This is a genomic window from Ruegeria sp. BB7 (assembly GCF_056539365.1).
This window is the reverse complement of record NZ_JBQFUV010000001.1, coordinates 19,923-40,789: the sequence shown is the minus strand read 5'-3', so window position 1 is coordinate 40,789 and position 20,867 is coordinate 19,923. Positions and strand designations below refer to the sequence as shown.

20 protein-coding genes and 1 pseudogene are annotated in these 20,867 nt (G+C 54.1%); 6 read left to right on the top strand and 15 right to left on the bottom strand.

The features are described 5' to 3' along the window. Positions 1-219: 219 nt before the first annotated feature. The 3 genes from ACR0D7_RS00205 to ACR0D7_RS00195 all read right to left on the bottom strand — a co-directional run bounded on the left by ACR0D7_RS00205 (position 220) and on the right by ACR0D7_RS00195 (position 2,527). The gene (locus tag ACR0D7_RS00205; RefSeq protein WP_480677237.1) at positions 220-975 is read right to left on the bottom strand and encodes a helix-turn-helix transcriptional regulator; all 756 of its coding nucleotides are present in this window, start codon (positions 973-975) and stop codon (positions 220-222) included. Continuing rightward, on the bottom strand, positions 972-1,421 hold the full coding sequence (aroQ, locus tag ACR0D7_RS00200; protein WP_480677236.1) for a type II 3-dehydroquinate dehydratase: 450 nt from the start codon (positions 1,419-1,421) through the stop codon (positions 972-974). The genes ACR0D7_RS00205 and aroQ overlap by 4 nt, the downstream gene beginning before the upstream one ends. A 107-nt stretch (positions 1,422-1,528) precedes the next feature. Beyond that, positions 1,529-2,527: an NADPH:quinone oxidoreductase family protein gene (locus tag ACR0D7_RS00195; protein ID WP_480677235.1), complete on the bottom strand. Its 999-nt coding sequence runs from the start codon at positions 2,525-2,527 to the stop codon at positions 1,529-1,531. A 123-nt stretch (positions 2,528-2,650) separates the two neighbouring features. On the opposite strand from ACR0D7_RS00195, the gene ACR0D7_RS00190 reads away from it, so the two are divergent. Together ACR0D7_RS00190 and ACR0D7_RS00185 are read left to right on the top strand one after the other, a co-directional pair. Continuing rightward, positions 2,651-3,469 carry an SDR family oxidoreductase gene (locus ACR0D7_RS00190; protein ID WP_480677234.1) on the top strand — a complete coding sequence of 273 codons (819 nt, stop codon included), beginning with the start codon at positions 2,651-2,653 and terminating at the stop codon, positions 3,467-3,469. A gap of 9 nt (positions 3,470-3,478) precedes the next feature. Then, on the top strand, positions 3,479-4,501 hold the full coding sequence (locus ACR0D7_RS00185) for a phosphotransferase family protein (RefSeq protein WP_480677233.1): 1,023 nt from the start codon (positions 3,479-3,481) through the stop codon (positions 4,499-4,501). On the opposite strand, the gene ACR0D7_RS00180 is transcribed toward ACR0D7_RS00185, so the two are convergent. Beyond that, positions 4,498-5,103 (bottom strand): DsbA family protein, encoded by a 606-nt coding sequence (locus tag ACR0D7_RS00180; RefSeq protein ID WP_480677232.1) that lies wholly within the window; start codon positions 5,101-5,103, stop codon positions 4,498-4,500. The two genes, ACR0D7_RS00185 and ACR0D7_RS00180, sit on opposite strands and share 4 nt — an antisense overlap. A 174-nt stretch (positions 5,104-5,277) precedes the next feature. Here ACR0D7_RS00180 and ACR0D7_RS00175 point away from each other — a divergent pair, with 174 nt between their 5' ends. From ACR0D7_RS00175 to ACR0D7_RS00165, 3 genes and pseudogenes are all read left to right on the top strand, one after another. Further along, positions 5,278-6,498: a serine hydrolase domain-containing protein gene (locus ACR0D7_RS00175; protein WP_480677231.1), complete on the top strand. Its 1,221-nt coding sequence runs from the start codon at positions 5,278-5,280 to the stop codon at positions 6,496-6,498. 49 nt (positions 6,499-6,547) lie between these two features. Continuing rightward, positions 6,548-7,405 (top strand): annotated as a pseudogene (locus ACR0D7_RS00170) (acyl-CoA thioesterase); the annotation flags it as partial. Positions 7,406-7,604: 199 nt separating this feature from the next. After that, the gene (locus tag ACR0D7_RS00165) at positions 7,605-8,966 is read left to right on the top strand and encodes an ISNCY family transposase (protein WP_480677230.1); all 1,362 of its coding nucleotides are present in this window, start codon (positions 7,605-7,607) and stop codon (positions 8,964-8,966) included. A gap of 102 nt (positions 8,967-9,068) precedes the next feature. On the opposite strand, the gene ACR0D7_RS00160 is transcribed toward ACR0D7_RS00165, so the two are convergent. The 11 genes from ACR0D7_RS00160 to ACR0D7_RS00110 form a co-directional block, all read right to left on the bottom strand. Continuing rightward, positions 9,069-10,298 carry an acyl-CoA dehydrogenase gene (locus tag ACR0D7_RS00160; protein WP_480677229.1) on the bottom strand — a complete coding sequence of 410 codons (1,230 nt, stop codon included), beginning with the start codon at positions 10,296-10,298 and terminating at the stop codon, positions 9,069-9,071. Positions 10,299-10,408: 110 nt separating this feature from the next. Beyond that, positions 10,409-11,098 carry a phosphate regulon transcriptional regulator PhoB gene (gene phoB, locus ACR0D7_RS00155; protein ID WP_170381139.1) on the bottom strand — a complete coding sequence of 230 codons (690 nt, stop codon included), beginning with the start codon at positions 11,096-11,098 and terminating at the stop codon, positions 10,409-10,411. A 3-nt stretch (positions 11,099-11,101) separates the two neighbouring features. Further along, positions 11,102-11,812 (bottom strand): phosphate signaling complex protein PhoU, encoded by a 711-nt coding sequence (phoU, locus tag ACR0D7_RS00150; RefSeq protein WP_170570289.1) that lies wholly within the window; start codon positions 11,810-11,812, stop codon positions 11,102-11,104. Positions 11,813-11,828: 16 nt separating this feature from the next. After that, a complete protein-coding gene (gene pstB, locus ACR0D7_RS00145; protein ID WP_302476989.1) occupies positions 11,829-12,626 on the bottom strand; it encodes a phosphate ABC transporter ATP-binding protein PstB in 798 nt (265 codons plus the stop codon). A 14-nt stretch (positions 12,627-12,640) separates the two neighbouring features. Next, the gene (gene pstA / locus ACR0D7_RS00140) at positions 12,641-13,972 is read right to left on the bottom strand and encodes a phosphate ABC transporter permease PstA (protein ID WP_480677228.1); all 1,332 of its coding nucleotides are present in this window, start codon (positions 13,970-13,972) and stop codon (positions 12,641-12,643) included. Continuing rightward, the gene (gene pstC, locus ACR0D7_RS00135; protein WP_480677227.1) at positions 13,969-15,441 is read right to left on the bottom strand and encodes a phosphate ABC transporter permease subunit PstC; all 1,473 of its coding nucleotides are present in this window, start codon (positions 15,439-15,441) and stop codon (positions 13,969-13,971) included. The genes pstA and pstC overlap by 4 nt, the downstream gene beginning before the upstream one ends. An 88-nt stretch (positions 15,442-15,529) precedes the next feature. Continuing rightward, the gene (locus ACR0D7_RS00130) at positions 15,530-16,570 is read right to left on the bottom strand and encodes a substrate-binding domain-containing protein (RefSeq protein WP_480677226.1); all 1,041 of its coding nucleotides are present in this window, start codon (positions 16,568-16,570) and stop codon (positions 15,530-15,532) included. A 194-nt stretch (positions 16,571-16,764) separates the two neighbouring features. Then, on the bottom strand, positions 16,765-17,811 hold the full coding sequence (locus tag ACR0D7_RS00125) for a sensor histidine kinase (RefSeq protein ID WP_480677225.1): 1,047 nt from the start codon (positions 17,809-17,811) through the stop codon (positions 16,765-16,767). Positions 17,812-17,833: 22 nt separating this feature from the next. After that, a complete protein-coding gene (locus ACR0D7_RS00120; protein ID WP_170570300.1) occupies positions 17,834-18,358 on the bottom strand; it encodes a gamma carbonic anhydrase family protein in 525 nt (174 codons plus the stop codon). After that, the gene (gene gmk, locus ACR0D7_RS00115) at positions 18,355-18,996 is read right to left on the bottom strand and encodes a guanylate kinase (protein ID WP_170570302.1); all 642 of its coding nucleotides are present in this window, start codon (positions 18,994-18,996) and stop codon (positions 18,355-18,357) included. Before gmk ends, ACR0D7_RS00120 begins: the two co-directional genes overlap by 4 nt. A gap of 17 nt (positions 18,997-19,013) precedes the next feature. Beyond that, the gene (locus tag ACR0D7_RS00110; RefSeq protein ID WP_480677224.1) at positions 19,014-19,904 is read right to left on the bottom strand and encodes a YicC/YloC family endoribonuclease; all 891 of its coding nucleotides are present in this window, start codon (positions 19,902-19,904) and stop codon (positions 19,014-19,016) included. A gap of 232 nt (positions 19,905-20,136) precedes the next feature. Here ACR0D7_RS00110 and ACR0D7_RS00105 point away from each other — a divergent pair, with 232 nt between their 5' ends. Further along, entirely contained in the window at positions 20,137-20,811 is a 675-nt protein-coding gene (locus ACR0D7_RS00105) for a PAS domain-containing protein (protein WP_480677223.1), read from the top strand. Positions 20,812-20,867 lie beyond the last annotated feature (56 nt).

Genomic DNA, 20,867 nt, shown 5'->3' with positions numbered 1-20,867 from the left:
GAGGCCCCCCAATTTTCCAGCAACCAGACGCGTACAAATAGACGCCTAGATGTCAGAGCGGTTGGAGAGCCCTGATATTGCAAAGTTCCAACCAAATGTTCCCTGGCTAAAGCCACCACTCACGGAACAATCTCACTTTGCAACTACTACCCCGGATTCGAAAGTCATGATTTCCTTACCTAGGGTAAATTGACGCAACTTGGCGTCAATTTTCGGCAGCTATGCCTCCATAGTGAACATCTGGTTCTGCAAAGAGGCTTTCAGGACAGCCTGAGCCGTGGTTTCGACCGAAAGAGCCTCGCGCGCGAGTCGCAGATGCTTTTCTACCGTTGCTGCGGTTAGCCCCATCAGCAACGCGATATCCTGGGTGGTTTTCCCATCACCGACCCATTGCAGCGCCTCTCGTTGGCGTTTGGTCAACGCACGATGAGGGGCGTTGTAGGGCAGGGTGAGAATCTTGAGATGCGCCATGTTGTTCATCAGCAAAATATCTTCGCCATGCTCTGCCCAGATTGCATCAACTTCTGCCTGATTGGCTGCATTCCCGGCAGACAAGGAAATCGCACCCTTCGATCGCATTGAGACAGATGTGAAACTGACAGTGTAGCCGCAGGTAACGCCATGTGCCTTGTTGAACTCAAGGACTTCAAGTTCTTTGGCCGTTAGATCTCCGTTGGCCACAAGACTCTGAGCGATATTCCAGCTGGCCGCGCCTTCGTTATATAGCGCCCATCTCAGCATTGGGGCATGAAAGTAAAGACCATCTCGCAAGAAACCATCCAAGTACGGCTTTTCGTGGTTGGTTAGAATCAGGAAATCTTCAGGGTCTCCGAGGGATGTTTCAGTACGGAATTGAGTGTGCCCGTAGATCAGTCTGTCAAAACCAAACTTTTCCATCTGACGGCAATGGGCGTCCCAAAGCTCTTCCAGAGTTTTAGTGTAGCTCAGAAAATGCAGATATTCGATCAGCGTCATGCAGGGGACTCTGATTTCAGGTGCGCCGACAAAGCGTCTAATGCCAAGACATACCCTTGGGCGCCGAACCCGCAAATCTGGCCCACCGCGACCTTGGAAATATAAGAGACGTGCCGGAAAGCCTCACGCGCGTGAATGTTGGATAGGTGTACTTCCACTACGGGCAATTCAACGGATGCAATCGCGTCCATAAGGGCAATAGAAGTATGAGTGTACGCACCTGCGTTCAGAACGATACCGTCTTGCACGCCTTTGGCCACGTGAATGGCATCGATCAGGGTACCCTCATGGTTGGATTGTAAGCACGAGACTTCCATACCAATTGAGGACCCATGGCTGACACAAAGGTTTTCCACCATCTCTAACGTGGTGCCGCCGTAAACTTCGGGCTGACGTGTGCCCAGAAGATTTAGGTTTGGGCCGTTTAAAATCAGAGCTTTGTACATTATTCCACTATCCCCATAACAAGTTCATAAACGCGAATGGGTGGCATTGTCCACCGGCCAATGAACCCATAGGGTGAGCGATAACATTGCCGCTACCCTCAGCTTTTCTATGCAGGTATTTCCACAACGGTTTTGCCCAGAGCCGAGCGATTTGCCAAGTGGGTTAACGCATCACCTGCTCGATCAAGGGGAAAACGGGCATTGATCTGCGGTTTGATCTGAGAATTGCCATATAACGCAATTAAATCATTCATATTTTTCAGGTGCCCTTCTGGGTTGTGTAGGACTGATGCACCCCAGAAAACTCCGACTATCTGGCACCCTTTCAACAGCGGCAAGTTCAACGGTATTTTAGGAATGCCAGCAGGGAAACCGACGACGAGATAGCGACCATTCCAACCAACGCTGCGTAGTGCAGGCTCGGAATAGCCTCCTCCCACGGCATCGTAGACAACATTCACGCCGAGAGGAGCTGTGAGCCTCTTGATTTCATCTGTGAATGCTTTCTGGTTTGGTTTGTCCATGTCTTGCGCATAAAGCACTGTTTCATCTGCACCCAGGCGCTGACAGAAATCTGCTTTGTCTTGTGATGAAACCGCAGCGATTACCCGCGCTCCCATGGCTTTACCCAGCTCAACCGCAGCTGATCCGACCCCACCGGCCGCACCAAGCACCAACAAGGTTTCGTCGGGTTGCAATTCTGCGCGGTCCTTCAACGCGTGATAGGACGTGCCGTATGTAAAGATGAAACACGCCGCGTGTTCAAACGGCATTGTGGCTGGGAACTTGATGGCGGTCGCAGCGGGGATTGTAACGTGTGTGGCGAACCCTCCGTGCCCAGTAAGGGCCATAACACGATCGCCGATTTCGAAACCTGTTACGCCGTCTCCTATGGCAAGAACTTCACCAGCGATTTCACCACCCGGCGCAAAAGGACGAGGAGGTTTGATCTGATAGAGGTCCTGAATAATCAAGGTATCAGGAAAATTGACACCTGCCGCCTTGATACCAACCAGCAGTTCGCCCTTACCCGGTTTGGGGTCGGGCAGGGTGGTCAACTCCAGAGTTTCCGGGCCACCTGGCGCGACGCTGAGTAAAGCTTGCATGTCAGTCCCATTATCCTTGTTATTCAATAAAGAGGAGCTTTGGCGTAGCTTCGTGTGTTGTCAAGAATCCAGCGACCCAACGATTAGGGCGCGCCAAAGGCCACAGGGAGTGAGGAGCAAAACATGACCCCCGATACGCTGTTTTCATTGCAGGGTAAAACCGCGCTTGTAACAGGTGGTGCGACAGGTATCGGTCGCATGGCTGCCGAAGCGTTGGTGCGGGCCGGGGCGCACGTTCTGATCGCGTCACGCAAGGCCGAGGCATGTGAAGCTGTGGCGGCGGAGTTGAACGCCCTAGAGGCCTTAGGGATTGCAGAGGGTTTTGGTGGCAACGTTGCGAGCAGCGTAGGCATCATGGCCCTTGTGTCCGAGGTCAATAACCGCACAGACAAGCTTGATATACTTATGAATAATGCAGGCGTGTCTTGGGGTGCGCCGATGGGACAATTTCCCCACGATGCGTGGGATAAGGTCATGTCGGTCAATGTTGCCGGGCTATTTGACCTGACCCAGAAACTGCTTCCTATATTGATGAATTCCGGGTCAGCCGATGATCCGGCACGGGTAGTTAATGTCGGCTCAGTTATGGGCGAGGTTCCAATGGGTGACGGCGCATACAGCTATTCAGCATCCAAAGCGGCAGTGTTGCACCTTACCAAAATCATGGCCAAGGAATTCTCGCCATATCATATCACCGTTAACGCATTGGCGCCGGGGCCCTTCGTATCCCGCATGACGGCATTCGCCACTGCCGATGAAGAAACAAGGGAAAGGGTCGGTAAATCAGTCCCGCTGGGGCGCGTAGGTCGTGACGAGGATATTGCAGGGTGCATGCTGTTTTTGTGCGGCCGCGGTGGAAGCTATGTCACGGGCGCGGTCATTCCGGTTTCCGGTGGTATCAACGTGGTGACAGCCGGAAACATCTTTGCCGAAGCCATGTGAGTTCGCCGCATGACAACTTCGTTTTTAGATCTGGACGCCTTGGACGCGTATTTTCGAGAAAACTTGCCAGACTATCGCGGCCCCTTGAAGGCTGACAAGTTTGCTATAGGCCAATCCAACCCGACCTATCGGTTGCTAACACCTTATAAGACATACGTATTGCGTCGAAAACCAGCAGGCGTTCTTCTCAAATCCGCGCATGCTGTTGATCGGGAATTTCATGTCCAAACTGCGCTGGCCCATAGCAAGGTTCCGGTGCCTGAGATGTATTTGCTCTGCTCAGATGACAGCGTCATCGGCTCGGAATTTTATGTGATGGAACATCTCGACGGGCGGATCTTTCTTGAACCTACTATGGCCGGAGAAACCAACGCGACCCGCACGGCGGTTATTGATGAAATGAACAGGGTTTTGGCCACCTTGCACATGGTCGACATCGAGGCAGTTGGACTGTCGGACTACGGTCCAACCGGAAACTATTTCGAACGGCAAATTGCACGATGGACCAAACAATACCGAGCCTCTGAAACCAATCAAATCGCCGAGATGGACAAACTGATTGCTGAACTGCCACGAGCCATCCCTGAAGATGATGGCCAAAGAACGCTGGTGCACGGGGATTATCGCATCGATAATCTGATGTTCGCAAAAGGGGGCCCGCGTTGCATTGGCGTGTTGGATTGGGAACTGTCGACGATCGGGCATCCCTATGCTGATCTCGCCGCCGTAATCATGCAATGGAGGATGCCTTCGGGAACCGAGGGGCGCGGCCTGCAAGGCGTTGACCGAGACAGTCTGGGGTTGCCATCAGATCAGGCCTTTATCGACCAATATTGCCATCGGCGCGGCCTGCCGGAAATCGAGAATTTCGGGTTTTATCTGGCGTTTAATTTCTTCCGCATGGCCGGAATCTTGCAGGGGGTTTTCAAGCGCGCGCAGGAAGGTAATGCATCCGATCCCGAGCGTGCCGTTCTTTTAGGTTCGTACGTGCCGATGTTCGCAAAACATGGGCTGGCCGCATTGGATTCTTAGGTCTCTCTCTCCAGTTCCAGCCCCAGATTCCCCATGCTGTTTTTGCCAAAGAACATTTCGGTTCCTGAAAACATACTGGGAACCCCGAATACACCGCGCTTCACGGCGGCTTTGGTCTGTTCTTTGAGCTTCTGCTTGACCTCAGTATTGGTCATCGCGTCGCGGATCTTGCGAACCGGCAGTTCGTGTTCCTGCAGAATCTCGGTTAGTACGCCAAGTTCATCGACTTTTTGCCCATGCACCCAAATAGCATCAAAGATCGCATCTATATATATGCTTTCCCATGGTTTTTCCGCTGCGTAAAGGGCACCTCGCATGGCGAATTTAGTGTTGACCGGAAAGTGGGGGCTCATATGGAAACTGATCCCCCGAGCGCGTGCAAAACGGTGTAGATCATGTGTTAAATACGCCGATTTTTGACGGTTTTCCGAAAATGCCTGGAAAGGGCTTTGATTGTTTGTGGACTTGAAGATCGTGGACAACAACACAGGAAAATAACTTACGCGAACGCCGTGTTTTTCTGTCAGTGCCGGCAGAGTCTTGTACGCAAGGAATGCATTTGGACTGCAGAAATCATACACAAATTCAATGCGTTGTGTCATGGTGCTTCTCCTGAATTTGGACGTTCAAAACTGTACCAACTCGTGACAAGCGAATCCGTTACACCTGTATTGTAACAGCCAGACAGGTTGTTACGCAGTGCTCTGGTCGATTTCACTGTTAATTCAGTGCGCAAACTCGCAAAATCCGATTGATTTCCAAGGGGCTGACTACAGATGGCTAAGTTTGATCCTGCGCGCCTGAACCGCATTTCCGACTGGATGCAGCGATATGTCGATGAACGAAAATACGCGGGCAGCTCGTTATTGGTGAAACACCATGGGTCCGAGGTGTTTTTCCATTCCTGCGGTCAGAGAAGCATAGAAAACAATTTACCATTTCAGCGTGACACGATTGCGCGTATCTATTCGATGACCAAGCCTGTCACCACCGTCGCGTTGATGATGCTGGTCGAGCAAGGCTTGTTTCATCTCGACGCGCAACTATCAGAATTCCTTCCAGAGTTTGCCAATATACAGGCATTGGTTCCCGGCGCACAGCGTTTGGATCAAACCGAACCTGCACCGACGCCCACGCTGCATGAGTTACTGACACATACCAGCGGACTCAGCTATCCTTTCAATCCAGGGATTTTGCCTGCAGCGATGGACGAACAAGACCTGATCTTCAGACCAGACCAGGGCCTGTTGGAAAATCGAGTTTTGGATTTGTCGCGATTACCTCTGGCGTTTCAACCGGGCACACGGTGGGAATACTCAGTCGCAATAGATGTCCTTGGGCGTGTGATCGAAATCGTCTCAGGCAAGACACTGGAAGAGTTTTTCGCAAAGGAGATTTTCGAACCCCTCGGGATGCAGGAAACAGGGTTTTCTGTGCCGTCTGGGGCAGGGGATCGGCTCGCCTCTCTTTACACGCCTCTGGCAGGCGACGCGATGGCCCTGAATGCGGCAAAGACCGGGGGCGATACACTTCGGCTTGTTGATCAGGCCGGAAAGTCGCCCTTTGAAAAGGCCGCTACATTTTCGGGTGGTGGCGGATTGGTCAGCACCATCGATGACTTCTCTTGTTTTGCCGAGATGCTGCGGAACCGGGGGCAGGGCACAGGACACCGTTTATTAGGGTCTAAAACCATAGATTACATGCTTAGCAACCACTTACCCGGCGATATTGCTTCGATGGGACCTAATAGTTTCGCCGAACAACCGATGGAAGGCACAGGTTTCGGTTTGGGTGGCGCTGTCGTTATAAACCCGGGCAGAACCCGCGTTCCGGGCTCACTGGGAGATTTTAGTTGGGGCGGTATGGCGTCCACCTTTTTCTGGATCGACCGAGTAAATGATCTAACCGCGGTCTTTTTCACGCAATTATCCCCATCCAGTTCTTATCCTTCACGTGCGGAACTAAAAGCGCTTGTCCTTGGGGCCATGAATGAATGACGCGTTAAGTGCTGCTACCCCAACCCGAGAAGACAATTGGAGGCCGTCAATGACTGAAGCAGAACGTATCCTACTAGACCTTTTGGACATCGAAAGGCTTGAAGTGGACCTGTTTCGTGGTACGGGATCGGGGGGCGAAACCCCGACACGTATTTTTGGCGGCCAAGTTATCGCTCAGGCTTTGGCTGCGGCGTATCGAACTGTTGAAGGCCGTATGTGCCATTCATTGCACGCATACTTCATTCGAGCCGGAGATCCGGCTATTCCTGTGATTTATCAAGTTGATAGAGCACGTGATGGAGGGTCTCTGACAACTCGGCGCGTTGTTGCAATCCAGCATGGAAAGCAAATCCTCAATATGTCCGCATCATTTCATGTTCAGGATGAAGGCTGGGATCACCAGCACGCCATGCCACATTCAAAAGCTCCGGAGTCTTATCCGGCCCGTGAGGACTTAAGAAAGAAATACGTTGGTCTGGTCCCGAAAAAACTACGCGGCGAACTCTTGCGCGAACGGCCAATCGAAGTTCGTGAAGTTAGTCACTTAAATCCATTCAAGCCTGAAAAATCGAATGACCAAAACCAGATATGGTTTCGAATGAAAGCAGCCTCCGAAACCGACCCCGTGACGCAGCAACTGATTTTGGCTTACGCATCCGATATGTATCTGATGCTGTCGGGAATGCGACCGCATGGTCTTAGTTGGTTTACCGGAGAGGTAAATGGCGCCAGCCTAGACCACGCGCTGTGGTTTCACGAACCGGTAAACCTTGGAAACTGGCACCTTTACTCGATGGATTCTCCTTGGAGCGGACATGGACGCAACTTTAACCGAGGATCAATCTTCGCGGAAAACGGTACTCTGGTTGCGTCCGTAGCTCAAGAAGGTCTCATGCGAAAGGCGCGCCGTTTGACTTATACAATTAATGAAGATAACGGCACAAGATATTGGCAAAGCACAACATTTAAAGCTTCGCCAACACTCTTTATTTACCATAATACCAATTACACGAACATGAGTAGAAGCCGCAAAGTTAAAATGTCCCACATTAGCAAAGTAGAAGTGTCACACTGCTCTGTCGAGCAGGCAGGATTGGAGTGTGACGGTGGGATTGGTTGTCATGAGCGAACGCGAGCTTAATCGTATAGAAGTGCTGAGCCAGGTTTCCCAAGGCTGCATGACGGTGGTTTCCGCCGCAAATGTTCTGAACTTGAGCCGCAGACAAGTTCACCGTTTGCTCAGGGTTTTCCAGACTAATGGTCCGACTGCGCTGCGTCACAAGGCGCGCGGTCGTAAATCCAACAATCGTATTGATCCGGCCATTCGAGAGTTTGCCCTGGCACTCGTCAAAGAACGATACGCTGATTTTGGCCCGACACTGGCAGTTGAGATGTTGTTGGAACATCATGATCTGAAAGTCTCGCGCGAGACGCTGCGCAAGTGGATGCAGGCAGACGGAATCTGGTTATCTCGCAAACAGCGCAGGACGTTCCACCAGCCGCGCTTGCGTCGGGAATGCTTAGGCGAGCTCATCCAGATCGACGGATCTGACCACCGCTGGTTCGAAGATCGCGCCCCGCCCTGCACGCTGCTGGTCTTCATCGACGATGCGACCAGCACATTGATGCAGCTGCGGTTTGTGAAGTCGGAAAGCACCTTCAGCTATTTCGAAGCGCTTGAAGGCTACCTGGCTGATCACGGTCGCCCTGTTGCCTTCTATTCCGACAAGCACACCGTGTTTCGGGTGGCGCAGCAAGGCGCGAAGTCGGGCCATGGCATGACCCAGTTTGGCCGGGCTTTGAATGAGTTGAACATCGAGATCCTCTGCGCCAACAGCAGCCAGGCCAAGGGCCGTGTTGAGCGTGCCAACCGCACGCTCCAGGATCGGCTGGTGAAGGAATTGCGGCTTGCTGGGATCTCGGACATGGAAGCCGCAAACGCTTTCCTGCCGGGATTCATGCAACGTTACAACGCCAGGTTTGCCAAATCGCCGCGACGACCGGACAATCTGCACCGGGCCCTGAATGTCGAGCCCGACCGTCTGCAGGACATCCTGTGCTGGCGCGACGAGCGCTACGTCGACCGGAACCTGGTGCTGCGTTACGACCGCAAGCGGATCACGCTTGAAGAGAACGACCTCACCCGTGGTCTCGTTGGCAAATATGTGGACAGCTATCAATACCAGGACGGTACGCTGGAATTCCGGTCAAAGGGTGTTCCACTGCCCTACTCCGCTTACGACAAAGATCAACGTGTGAGCCACGCGGCGATCATCGGGAACAAGCGACTGAGCGCGGTGCTGGAGCACATCAAGCAAGAGCAGGATAAAGCACCCCCGAAGAAGCGCCGCGTCGGTACTCAGGCCACACGCTACAGCCCAACAGGTCTGCGCAACAACGGCTGGAACTCAAGGCTTGCGAAAGCAGCGAAAGAGAAGCGTGCAGCCAGCCAGGGCTCCGATGTTTGAGGTCTCCACCCTGTCAGGCTGCACTACCGTTCCGCGGCAACTGGGACATTTCTACTTTGCAGACCGAGTGACATTTCTACTTGGTTGCAACATGAGTTCATTTTAATAGAACGCCTGCAATCCGGTTTGCGCCCGCCCCAATATCAAGGCATGAACGTCATGCGTGCCTTCATAAGTGTTTACTGTCTCAAGGTTGATCATGTGACGAATGACGTGAAACTCCAGCGAAATTCCATTGCCGCCGTGCATGTCACGCGCCATCCGAGCAATGTCTAACGCCTTGCCACAGTTATTTCGTTTAACGAGCGAAATCATTTCAGGCGCGGCTTCAGCGTCGTCCATCAGCCGACCTACACGCAAGCTTGCCTGCAGTCCCAAGGCAATCTCAGTCTGCATATCCGCCAGTTTGCGCTGATAAAGCTGTGTCTGAGCCAGAGGCCGGTTGAACTGTTTCCGATCCAGCCCATACTGGCGCGCAGAATGCCAGCAGGACTCGGCCGCCCCCAATACGCCCCAGCTAATCCCGTACCGCGCCCGGTTTAGACAGCCAAATGGGCCTTTCAGGCCTTGAATATGCGGCAGCAAGGCGCTTTCATCAACTTCAACGCCGTCCAGAACGATTTCGCCGGTGATTGATGCCCTAAGGCTCAGTTTGTTCTGAATTTTCGGAGCGCTCAGCCCTTTGAGACCTTTGTCCAAAACAAAGCCGCGGATCTTTCCGTCATGTGCGTCGGATTTGGCCCAGATCACAAACACATCCGCTATTGGCGCGTTCGAAATCCACATCTTACTGCCGGTTAACTGGTAACCGCCGTCGATCTTCTCGGCGCGGGTTTTCATGCCGGCCGGATCCGAGCCCGCATCTGCTTCGGTCAGGCCAAAACAACCGATCCATTCACCACTAGCCAGTTTTGGCAGATATTTCCGACGTTGTTCTTCGGTTCCGTAAGCATAAATCGGATACATCACCAGAGAGCTTTGCACCGACATCATTGAACGATAACCGGAATCGACACGCTCTACTTCACGGGCCACCAGACCGTAGGACACGTACCCTGCCCCAAGCCCGCCGTATTCCTCGGGGATCGTGGTTCCCAGCAAACCCATTTCGCCCATTTCGCGGAAAATCTCGGGATCAGTTTCTTCGTTCTGAAACGCATCCGTTACACGAGTTTTCAACTTCTCCTGTGAATACGCGCGGGCGCTGGCCTCGATCATGCGTTCATCTTCAGTCAGCTGATCGGACAATCGGAACGGATCATCCCACGTGAAATTGCCCATGTCGGGCGCATCCTTGGCTCGCAGCGTTGGCTTGGCGTCAGGGGCGTTCATGGTGCTTCTCCGCGTAGTCTGTTTCGACGCAAATTAACCCGGTAAAATCACAAAAGACAGTAAGAGTTTTGCAACTTACTATGAGCAAAACTCATACCCATGCCCCGAAACTATCCCAATGCGTAACCCGCACCGCGCACTGTGCGAACCGGGTCTTCACCGCCGTGCTGAGTGAGCGCCTTGCGCAAGCGGCCGATATGAACATCTACCGTGCGCGTATCAACATAGATATCGCGCCCCCAGACCCGGTCAAGCAACTGCTCACGGCTCCAGACGCGGCCTGGTTTTTCCATGAATGTACTGAGAAGACGAAACTCGGTCGGCCCCAGCTTTAACGGTTTACTTCCCCTGCTGACCTTGTGCGTTTCCGAGTCCAGAATGATGTCGTCAAATTCCAGTTTCAACCCGACGGTCGCCGGGCGCACCCGGCGCAACTGAGCGCGGACCCGCGCCATCAATTCAACCACTGAATACGGCTTGACCACATAGTCATCGGCGCCGGTTTCTAGGCCACGCACCTTGTCGACTTCTTCGGTGCGAGCTGACAGCATGATGATCGGGATCGAGCGGGTATCCGGGCGAAGTTTCAGACGTCGGCAGACCTCGATACCGCTGAGGTTCGGCATCATCCAATCCAGAACGATTATGTCAGGGTGTTCTTCATCGACCAACAGCATGGCCTCATCACCGCTGCCGGCCTTGGACACGCGGAACCCTTCCGCTTCGAGGTTATAGGCCAGTACCTCGCGCTGTGCCGGTTCATCTTCAACGACCAGAACGGTGGGCTGATCCGCAGACATTGGTCAGATCTCCTGAGGGGTATGCGACGTAATATCCGCTTTCGGTCTAGCTTCGGTCGGGCGCTCTCCGGTCACAAGATAGACAACCTGCTCGGCAATCGCAGTGACGTGATCACCCATACGCTCGATGTTCTTGGCGATGAAATGCAGGTGCATACAAGACGAAATGTTGCGTGGATCCTCGGCCATAAAGGTCAGGAATTCACGGAACAGACCATTGTACATCTGGTCGACTTCTTCATCGCGGTCGATCACATCAGCGGCAAGTTCTGCGTCTCGCTGGATATAGGCGTCCAGAGCGTCGCGCAGCATCCGCTCAACTTCGCGCGCCATACGGCGCAGGGCGGCGGCGCTGCCATTGATCTCACCCGCGTTAACAAGAACGGTGGTGCGCTTGGCAATGTTCTTGGAATAGTCGCCAATCCGTTCGAGATTGGCCGAAACCTTCAGAACAGACAGAACCAAACGCAGGTCACCCGCAGTAGGCGAGCGCAAAGCGATCAGGCGGGCCGTTTCTTCGTTAATCACGTCTTCCAGCGCGTCGATTGCCTTGTCGCCCTGACGCACTTGTTGGGCCAGTTCTTCGTCGCGTGTTACCAGCGATTTGGCGGAGTTCGTGATTGCGGCTTCAACCAGCCCGCCCATCTTCATGATATGGGCTTGAATGGTCTCAAGGTCCCGGTCGAAAGCAGATGCAATATGTTGTTCGCTCATATCTATATACCTGTGCTCAGCCGATCCGGCCGGTAATGTAGCTTTCCGTGCGGGGATCTTCGGGGTTGGTAAAGATCTGCCCAGTCTCTCCAAATTCGACCAGATTCCCGAGGTGGAAGAAGGCGGTTTTCTGGCTTACGCGTGCCGCCTGCTGCATCGAGTGGGTCACGATCACCACCGAATAGCGCGAGCGCAACTCATCAATCAGCTCCTCAACTTGTGCTGTAGCAATCGGGTCGAGGGCCGAACATGGTTCGTCCATCAACAGAACCTCGGGCTCGGTCGCTACTGCGCGGGCGATGCACAGGCGCTGTTGCTGACCGCCCGACAATCCGGTGCCGGGCGCATCCAGACGATCCTTGACCTCATCCCAGATTGCGCCGCGGCGCAGGGATTTCTCAACGATCTCATCCAACTCTGCCTTGTTCTTGGCAAGACCGTGGATTCGCGGCCCGTAGGCAACGTTATCATAGATCGACTTGGGGAAAGGGTTCGGCTTCTGGAACACCATGCCCACCTTGGCGCGCAGCTGAACGGGATCAACCCGCTTGTCATAAATGTCTTCGCCATCCAGTTTGAACGACCCTTGAACACGTGCAATGTCGATGGTGTCATTCATCCGGTTTAAACAGCGCAGGAATGTCGACTTGCCACAACCGGACGGGCCGATGAAAGCAGTGACAGTCTTATCCTCAATGTCGACATTCACATCTTTGATGGCATGAGTGTCGCCGTAGTAAACTTGGCAGTCCCGACACTCCAATTTAATTTTCTTGGTGTCCACTTGTCTCTCCACTCGCGACATGTCGTTCATTGTAGTGCCCCTCATTACCAGCGACGTTCAAAGCGGCGACGCAGGATGATTGCGATGATATTCATGGTCAGCAGGAACATCAGAAGAATAATAATGCCGCCCCATGCTTTTTCATAGAAGCCGACATCCGCACGGGCAGCCCAGGTATAGATCTGCGCTGGCATCGCCGAATTCGGCTCGGTAAATCCAGCAATGAATCCGTCCGGGTAACCTCGGGCGACAAAGCCGACCATACCGATCAGAAGCAGTGGTGCCGTTTCACCCAGCGCCTGGGCCAGACCAATGATGGTTCCGGTCAAGATGCCCGGTGCAGCCAGCGGCAGAACATGGTGGAATACCGCCTGCATCTTCGAGGCCCCTACCCCCAGCGCAGCATCGCGGATCGACGGCGGAACCGCCTTTAGCGACGCACGGGTCGAGATGATGATCGTCGGCAGAGTCATCAGCGTCAGAACCAATCCACCAACCAGCGGCGCAGATTGCGGCAGATGCATGAACTGGATGAAAACGGCCAGACCTAGGATACCGAACACGATGGACGGCACAGCGGCTAGGTTCGATATGTTGACCTCGATCAGATCAGTAAACTTGTTCTGTGGCGCAAATTCTTCCAGATAGATCGATGCAGCCACGCCAATCGGCAATGACAGGCCCAGAACCACCAGCATCATGAAGAACGATCCAACAACCGATGCGCCGATACCAGCGCCGCCGGGGTTGTCCACACCCGAATCCGCACCTGTGATGAACGGCCAGTTAAAGGCCTGTTTGATAATGCCTGCCTCTTCCAAAGCATCCACGAGATCAAGATCGCTTAGCTGTAGAAAGCGGCTGTCTTGAAGAGTGTCACGAGATACACGGCCCTTGAAGTACCCGTCAACACGGCTGGACGCCGCCAGATCAAACTCGATCGGTTCCCCCAGTTTGCCCGGATTCTGGCTGTAGAACTCGCGGATCGTTCCGCCGACTTTACCCAGAAGGCGCTCGATCGCTGCGTTATCGACCTCAACCTCCAGACCGCGCTCATCCAGTTCATTTTTGAGCTCAGCTATGAACAGGTTTGCGTAGGCTTTGGTCTTGAACAACTCACCTTCGGCTGCCTCACGTTGTTGCTCGGTTAACGTGAAATCCACGCTCACCACAGTTCGCGTGAAAGCAGGGATTCCTTCTTTCAGGATTGATGCGAACAGCACCAACAGGAAAAACAGACCGGTTGCGATTGCGACTATTCCATACATCCGGAATCGTTTTTCGGCCTTGGCCCGCTTGCGCGTACGTTCATCCGACGCTGTAAGGGAGACTGTGTGACGGCCTGTTTCCGGGGCTTGCATGCTTGCGTCGGTCATTCGTACTGCTCCCGATACTTGCGCACGATGTAAAGGGCAAAGACATTAAGCCCCAGCGTGAGGATGAAAAGTGTCATGCCAAGCGCGAAGGCGACAAGCGCTTCGGGCGACGCAAAGTCAGCGTCACCCGTCAGTTGGCTGACGATTTTTGCTGTGACGGTCGTCATGGCTTCGAACGGGTTAAGGCTCAGACGTGCAGCGGCGCCCGCCCCCAGCACCACAATCATGGTTTCTCCGATGGCGCGCGAGGCCGCCAGAAGGATCGCACCAACGATCCCCGGCAGCGCCGCAGGTAGGACCACCTGACGGATAGTTTCGGACTGGGTAGCGCCCAAACCGTAGGACCCGTCTCGCATGGCTTGCGGCACGGCGTTGATAATGTCGTCTGACAGCGATGAGACAAACGGGATGAGCATGATGCCCATGACAAGGCCCGCGGTCATTACTGCCGTACCCGCCTTCATCCAACCCAGACCGCTGTCACCAAAGACGCCCAACAAAAGCGGCCCGACGGTCAGCAATGCAAACAGGCCATATACGATGGTCGGGATACCAGCGAGGATTTCCAGCAAAGGCTTGGCTACGGCACGCACGCGCGGCGACGCGTATTCACTCAGATAGATCGCCGCGAACAATCCGATTGGAACGGCCACCAGAAGGGCCACGATCGAGATGTAGAAGGTACCCCACAGCAATGGGATAATCCCAAGTTGGGAAGACCCACCACGACCAGAGAAACTGGGCGACCATGTGGTGCCAAAAAAGAAATCGGTTGCGGGATAGAGCTTGAAGAATTCCCACGTGTTGAAAACAAGCGAAAGAACAATGCCGACCGTGGTGAGAATGGCAATGGATGCGGCCGCAAACAAAAGTAGGCGGACGCCTTGCTCAACAACATTGCGCGCACGGTACTCTGCGTGGGTTTGCCACCAACTTATCGCGGCCCCCGCCAGCGCCAGCAAAATCACGGCAATGGACATCACGCTGTGGCCGGTGTCATTCATGCCAATATAGCTTTGTGAAGCATTTAGAATGGGTTGCGTAATCTCTGAGGTAACCACCTGACCGGCGTCCTTAAGGCCTTGCGTGACTGTGGCAATATCAGCATTCGCGTTGTGTGCGACCTGCTCAGGCAACTGCCCCTGCGCCACGGCTGCTTCCAACCCGGCAGCGGTGCGGCGCACCTCGGCCATAACCAGGCTGCGTGACGACCCATCCTTGATGGCAGTATCCGGGATCATGCCGGACACCTGCGAGTTTATATAAAACGGCTGCACCAGCAGCCAAAGGATCAAAAGACCAAATGCAGGCACCACGGTTTTCAGAGCAACATTCGCGCCATAAAAGTTTGGCAACGAATGCAAGCCACGGATGTCACCACCAGCGCTTTGCAGCGCACGTGACCGCCCCAACACATACCCCACCGCCGATATGGCAGCTACGATCAGAAAGAGCCAAAGAATTGGCATGACACCCTCGTGGTCTTGATTGAGAATTCAAACTAGCATGGGGGCGACCCCAAAAGGCCGCCCCCTCGCATTTCGGAACATGCCGGGCTTAGCTGCCGGAACCCATGGTTACTTCATTGGCAATTGCGTCCTGAGTATTTGCCAGCTCAGGATCGGCAACCAGACCATAGTTTGCCAGCGGACCCGAAGGACCGGCAATTTCATCATGGGTAAAGAACTGAGCGTATTCTTTCAGGCCAGGGATCACGCCGATATGAGCTTTCTTGATGTAGAAGAAAAGCGGGCGTGAAACAGGGTATTCACCGGTCGAGATGGTCTCGGTCGACGGAGCGATACCTGACATGGTCGCAACTTTCAGCTTGTCGGTGTTGTTCTCGTAGAACGCCAGACCAAAGACGCCGATACCGTTCGGGTTGGTGTCGATGCGCGCCAGTGTCTCGGTGTAGTCACCGTCAATATCGACCGATTTACCGTCCGTGCGAACGTTCAGGCAGGCATCTTCTGCATCGTCTTCGCTCATGCCGCCAGCAACCATCGCTTCCATGGCGCCGGTTGCTTCACATCCGATCAGCAGAACTTTTTCTTCGAATACTTCACGGGTACCGTGCTTGGTGCCCGGGATAAAGCCTGCGATTTCAACGTCAGGCAGATCAGCGTTGAACTCCGCCCAAGTGTTATATGGGTTGTCGACGATTGCGCCGTCTTTCAGAACCTTAGCACCCAGAGCATTGAAGATGTCCGAAGGCTCGAACGCGTTGAAGGCAGGACCCGACTGCTGGCTTGCGAAAACGATGCCGTCATAACCGATGCGGACTTCCATGATGTCAGTCACGCCGTTTTCGGCGCATGCTTTGATTTCTTTTTCACGGATCGCGCGGGATGCGTTTGCAACGTCGATGGTGTTTTCACCAACGCCTTGGCAGAAACGCTTCAGACCAGCCGACGAACCGCCTGATTCCACAACCGGTGTTGGGAAATCGGTATTTTCACCAAACAGTTCGGCAACAATCGAGGCATAAGGCAGAACGGTAGACGAACCGGCAACCTGAACGTTGTCACGAGCTGCAGCAGTCGTCGCCGAGATGGCAGTGATTGCCAGCGCAGCAGCCGACAGTTTTACAAAGGACATTTCAGTCTCCTTGAAAATTGTAATCTGTGATCATCCCCATGATGATCTTGCACGAACCTCTAAGAGCCGTGCGTAAGCCTTTTGTGACAGGCTTGTAACAGCTTTATGACAGTTGGCGAAAAATGGGGGTTACACGGCGAAAAGCAGACATGCAAAATTTACAACGGTCACGCTGGCTCACCTTCCGCCGAGTTTCAAAGCGGCAAAATCACCGTAAACGTCGTACCTTTGCCCAGTTCACTTTCAATCCGCAAACGACCGCGATGGCGATTGATGATATGTTTCACAATCGCAAGACCCAGCCCGGTACCGCCCAACTGCCGCGATCTGTGGCTGTCGGCCCGGTAAAAGCGCTCGGTCAGGCGCGGCAGATGCACTGAATCGATGCCCGCCCCCCTATCAATAACCTGAACCCGCACGGCCGGCCCCCTCATGGCAGAATCGCGTTCCGAGGACGTAACTCGCACCTCTACACTGCCGCCACTGCCACCATACTTGATCCCATTCTCGATCAAATTGGTGAACACCTGGCGCAGTTGATCGCTGTCACCAGCAAGTGAAACCGGATCTTCGGGCGCCGTCAGTGACAACTCAACATCCCCACCTTCAGCCAGAGGACGCAGTGAGTTCAGCGTGGATCGTAAAAGCCCGGTCAGTTCAACCTGCGCTTTCGGGCGCACGCGTTCTTCGCTTTCAACCCGGTTCAGCGACAGAAGATCCCCAACTAAGCGATTCATACGATTGGCTTCGTCGGTCATGATCTGAAGAAAACGCTCTCGGGCATTGACGTCATCGCGCGCCGGGCCGCGTAGCGTTTCGATAAACCCCATCAATGCAGTCAGGGGGGTGCGCAACTCATGGCTCACGTTCGCAACGAAATCCCGGCGCATCTGGCTGGCCTGTTCTAGATGCGTGACATCCTGAAAGGTCGCCAGCATCGCGCCACCGGACACAGCTCCGACACCGTTCATATACCGGCACTCGACCTCGAAAGTTGTGTCTTGTGCACCGTCATTTGAGAGATGGCGCGTTTTTGCTGTTCCTTTTGTGCGCAAACATTGCTCAATCGCTTCAATAACTTGCGGTTGTCGCAGGATAGTTGCGAAATGGCGACCTTCGATATTCTGAGCCAAAAGTGTTTTTGCGTCGGAATTGGCGGCGATGATCCGTTCTGTCTGATCGACCATCAACGCGGGCATTGGAATGGCCGCGACAAATTCGGATAGCAGATTCTCGGGCATTCTGTTGGTCTTTCGGAGCGCGTTAAGACACAGGCTTTAGCTCGTCGCGAAACCGGCGCATATTCTGTTGGTAATGAAGTGCACTAAGCGTAATCTTTTGAGCCCCGGCCTCATCCATTTGACGCACGACCTTACCCGGCGAGCCCATGACCAAAGAATTATCGGGGATTTCTTTACCCTCGGTGATCAAGGCCCCTGCTCCAATCAGGCAATTCTTTCCGATCTTTGCACCATTCAAAACGATAGCGCCCATGCCGATCAAAGTATTCTCGCCGATCGTGCATCCATGCAGCATCACTTTGTGCCCGATCGTACAGTTTTTACCGATGGTCAGAGGGTACCCGGCGTCGATATGCATGATGCAGTCTTCCTGCACGTTGCTGCCCTCGCCCACCCGAATCTCTTCGTGATCTGCACGAATGGTGCAGCCGAACCAAACCGAGGCCCCCTGCTCTAGCACTACCTTGCCGATCAGGTTGGCATCGGGCGCGACCCAGGTGTCTTCGTGGATTACAGGCGCGTGTTCTCCCAAGGCGTAGATGGTCATGACAGCCCCTCGAATTCGTTCTGCAGAGTTCGAACGTGGTTTTGCAGATTTGGTTGCTGAATGCGGCGCATCCGTTCGGCACTGACGATGGTTTTCAGCTTCTCTTCGGTTGAATCCAGATCGTCGTTTACCAGTACATAGTCGTAGTAGCCCCAATGGCTGATTTCATCCCAGCTTTTCAGCATCCGCCTGGCGATTACGTCCTCGCTATCCTGACCACGGGTTTCAAGCCGTCGGCGCAGCTCGGGGATCGAGGGCGGCAGGATGAAAATCGACAGCGCGTGCTTGCCCAGATCCGAGTTGCGAATCTGAACCTCGCCCTGCCAGTCGACGTCAAACAGGACATCGCGGCCTGCATTGATCGACTCTCGCACCGGTCCGGCCGGAGAACCGTAGAAATTGCCAAAGACGTGTGCGTGTTCCAGCATCTGCCCTTCGGCAACCTGTTGTTTAAAGTCTTCCTCGGACAGAAAATAATATTCCCGCCCATGTTCCTCGCCCGGACGGGGCGCACGGGTTGTGGCCGAGATCGAAAACTCCAGACCTTCATCCCAGGCCATCAACCGGCGTGCCAAGGTGGATTTCCCTGCACCGGAAGGCGAAGAAAGGATGATAAGTAGGCCGCGGCGATCTGCCATATCTGTTGTTCCCATAGTCATTCTACGTTTTGCACTTGCTCGCGCATCTGATCAATTATGGCCTTCAACTCAAGCCCCACCGAAGTCAGTTCTACGCTTTGCGCTTTGGAGCACAGTGTGTTGGCCTCGCGGTTGAATTCCTGCATCAGAAAATCCAGCTTGCGTCCCACGGCTGCGTCTTGCGAAAGCAGATCACGTGCGGCTGCGACATGGGCCTTCAGGCGGTCGATTTCCTCGGTAATGTCCGATTTCACGGCGATCAACGCCAATTCCTGTGCCACACGGTCTGGATCGGCACCCTGGGCATTTTCCAACACCCGCGCGAGGTTTTCGCGCAGTGTTTCAGCGGTCTTTTCCTTGCGCTGTTCGGCCAGTTCCGCGGCTTGCGCAGTCAGGGCAGAAACCTGCTTAAGCTGACCGCCGAGTATTTCCGCCAAAGCTTGCCCTTCGGATTCGCGCATCTCAATGAACGCAGCCAACAGATCGGCAAACTCATTCGTCAACTCACCGACCAGCGCCGCGGGATCATCCACGTCGCTGCCCGCTTCTAACATCCCCTTAAGGGCAATCATTTCGGATGCGGTCGAGGGTGCCAGCGTCACGCCGTGTACGGCGGCCAATTCCTGAGTTCTTGCAAGTGCAGTCAACGCAGCCGCCATCGCGGCCTCATTCAAAACCAGATCAGGTGCGGTCTCATCGCGGTTTAGCCTTAAGGACAAAGTGACATTGCCACGCGACAGCGCTTTGGACATCTGGCCGCGCAGTGCCGCTTCCAGCCCGGTCAGCCAATCCGGTACGCGCAGACGCATGTCCAACCCCTTACCGTTCACGCTGCGCAATTCCCACGTCCAGCTATGAGGTCCGAACGCCCCTTTGCCCGAGGCGAAACCGGTCATGGATCTGATCATGGTGGCTGTCCTTATCTGCTCGTCTGCTGCACCTAAAGCCATCGACAGGCGCAGGGCAAGAGTTTGCTGAGTTTGCGACCGCAACTCATAAGTTAACCATTCATTAAAGAATTCCTCCAAAATTGACTCAACCCGTGTCAATTTGAGCTTGGTCAGAACTGGTCGGTAAAGGATGGACCCGATATCTGGCATTTTAGACAAATCGCGATCAAGTGACGCTAGGGTGATGTAAATGAAAACCTTTTTCGGGAACGGTTCCGGGTCAAACATTGGAAAGATCGTCGCAATGGATCGTTTTGCCAGCGGGCGCAGCCTATCGCCCCTTCGTCAAGCCGAAGCGTATTGGACCGCTTTGCTCACAGGCGACAGCGTACCCATGCGTTCGCAAGTCGACCCCCGTGGGCTTGAGAATATATTGGAATATACCTTCATTTTAGAACGTATCGCTCCAGGTCTGGCGCGATTCCGTTTGGCCGGCAGCCATTTGAGCAAGTTGGCAGGCATGGAGGTGCGCGGTATGCCTTTGACGGCATTCTTTGAACCAAGCGCTCGCACACAAGTCTCTGACGTCTTGGAACAAGTGTTCTCGTGCCCTGCCGTTGCAGAACTTGGCATGATTTCCGCGGGTAAGCTGGGCCGGACCCGGTTGCAGGCTCGTATGATCCTATTGCCCTTGAAAAGTGACCTAGGGGACGTCAGCCGAGTGCTGGGTGTGCTGGTCAGTGATGGCGTGGTCGGCGCAACCCCGCGCCGGTTCACTGTTCCGGATACGCGGGTGCGTCCGGTATCTGATATTCAGGCCCCGCAGGAACAAAGCCTTCAGGTCTCAGCCGGATTTGCCGAAGATCAAAGCGAGTTCAAGCGGCCGAGATCTCATTTGCGTCTGGTCGCATCCCGCGATGACTGAGAAAGAAAAAGGCGGGTCATTTTAGCCCGCCTTGTTCCAATGCTATGTTTCTAAAC